Consider the following 1,884-nt stretch of genomic DNA (forward strand, 5'->3'; position numbering starts at 1 on the left):
GCCATCGCGCAGGCCCTCGTCGACAGCAGCGCGTTCACCGTGGTCGGCGGCGGCGACTCCGCCGCGGCCGTGCGCACGCTCGGTTTCGACGAGAACGCATTCGGCCACATTTCGACCGGCGGCGGCGCGAGCCTCGAGTACCTCGAGGGCAAGACGCTTCCCGGCCTCGCCGCACTGGAGGACTGACTTTTCATGAGTACGCGTACCCCGCTCATGGCGGGCAACTGGAAGATGAACCTCAACCACCTCGAGGCCATCGCCCACGTCCAGAAGCTCGCGTTCGCCCTGACGGGCAAGGACTACGACGCCGTCGAGGTCGCCGTCCTGCCTCCGTTCACCGACCTGCGCTCCGTGCAGACCCTGGTGGACGGGGACAAGCTCAAGATCAAGTACGGCGCCCAGGACATCTCGGCGCACGACTCCGGTGCGTACACCGGTGAGATCTCGGGCCCCATGCTCGCCAAGCTGAAGTGCACCTACGTCGCGGTCGGTCACTCCGAGCGACGCCAGTACCACGCCGAGTCCGACGAGCTGTGCAACGCCAAGGTGAAGGCCGCCTTCAAGCACGGCCTGACCCCGATCCTCTGCGTCGGCGAGGGCCTGGACGTCCGCAAGGCCGGCCAGCAGGTCCCGTACACGCTGAACCAGATCGACGGCGGGCTGAAGGACATCCCGGCCGACCAGGCTGAGTCCATCGTGATCGCGTACGAGCCGGTCTGGGCCATCGGCACAGGCGAGGTCGCCACCCCCGAGGACGCCCAGGAGGTCTGCGGGGCGATCCGCGGCCGGCTCGCCGAGCTGTACTCGCAGGAACTGGCCGACAAGGTCCGGATCCAGTACGGCGGCTCGGTGAAGGCCGGGAACGTCGCGGCGATCATGGCGCAGCCCGATGTGGACGGCGCGCTGGTCGGTGGGGCCGCGCTGGACTCGGACGAGTTCGTCAAGATCGTCCGGTTCCGCGACCAGTGAGTAGGCCGTAGAGGCGATCCGTCGTACCCTTGCGGGGGCCGAGGCTTTCGGGCCCGGCCCCCGTCTCCTTGAGCAGCTGTTCAGTTTGATCAGCTGTTCAGTCTCATCCCGTCCGAGGAAGTTGGTCCAGCCGTGATTATGGGGTTTTCGATCGCCCTGATCGTCTTCAGCCTGCTGCTGATGATGCTGGTGCTGATGCACAAGGGGAAGGGCGGCGGCCTCTCCGACATGTTCGGTGGCGGCATGCAGTCGTCCGTCGGCGGCTCCTCGGTCGCCGAGCGCAACCTCGACCGCATCACCATCGTGATCGGTCTGCTGTGGTTCGCGTGCATTGTCGTACTTGGTCTGCTGATGAAGCTGGGAAGCTGACCCACCGAAGGCGTCCCAGGGGTGGGGGTGTAACTCCAATCACTGGACGCGCGTTGGGCCTTACGTAGACTGGGGCATCTTCGAGCACCATCACGCAGGGAGTTACGACCGTGGCAAGTGGCAACGCGATCCGGGGAAGCCGGGTCGGAGCGGGGCCGATGGGGGAGGCCGAGCGGGGCGAGTCCGCACCGCGTCTCCGCATCTCCTTCTGGTGCTCGAACGGGCACGAGACGCAGCCGAGCTTCGCCAGTGACGCACAGGTTCCGGAGCACTGGGACTGCCCGCGGTGCGGGTTCCCGGCCGGTCAGGACCGGGAGAATCCGCCGGACCCGCCGCGCACCGAGCCGTACAAGACGCATCTGGCGTACGTACGCGAGCGGCGCAGCGACGCGGACGGGGAGGCGATCCTCGCCGAGGCGCTCGCCAAGCTCCGGGGCGAGATCTGAGCGGCTGACGCTCAGTAGCCGACAACGGGCCCGGCCCACGCAGGAATCGCCCGATTCCCGCGTGGGCCGGGCCCGATGCGATGTCGGTGGTGTCCTCTAC

The 1,884-nt window shown here is 67.6% G+C and carries 4 protein-coding genes; all 4 read left to right on the top strand.

Annotation, left to right across the window (positions count from 1 at the left end):
- A partial coding sequence (gene pgk, locus ACWGI8_RS43745) for a phosphoglycerate kinase (protein WP_453669129.1) occupies positions 1–186 on the top strand: 186 nt, incomplete at its 5' end.
- Positions 187–192: 6 nt separating this feature from the next.
- Positions 193–969 carry a triose-phosphate isomerase gene (gene tpiA, locus ACWGI8_RS43750; RefSeq protein ID WP_453669130.1) on the top strand — a complete coding sequence of 259 codons (777 nt, stop codon included), beginning with the start codon at positions 193–195 and terminating at the stop codon, positions 967–969.
- Positions 970–1,107: 138 nt separating this feature from the next.
- On the top strand, positions 1,108–1,338 hold the full coding sequence (gene secG / locus ACWGI8_RS43755) for a preprotein translocase subunit SecG (protein ID WP_453669132.1): 231 nt from the start codon (positions 1,108–1,110) through the stop codon (positions 1,336–1,338).
- Between the two features lie 110 nt (positions 1,339–1,448).
- Positions 1,449–1,784, top strand: coding sequence for an RNA polymerase-binding protein RbpA (locus ACWGI8_RS43760; protein WP_453669133.1), 336 nt, complete (start codon positions 1,449–1,451; stop codon positions 1,782–1,784).
- Positions 1,785–1,884 lie beyond the last annotated feature (100 nt).

It is taken from the genome of Streptomyces sp. NPDC054841, assembly GCF_053611045.1.

What these genes read in the sequence shown, in the direction of transcription:
- tpiA (WP_453669130.1), top strand. Translation starts at nt 193, where the DNA reads ATGAGTACGCGTACCCCGCTCATGGCGGGCAACTGGAAGATGAACCTC.
- secG (WP_453669132.1), top strand. Translation starts at nt 1,108, where the DNA reads ATGGGGTTTTCGATCGCCCTGATCGTCTTCAGCCTGCTGCTGATGATG.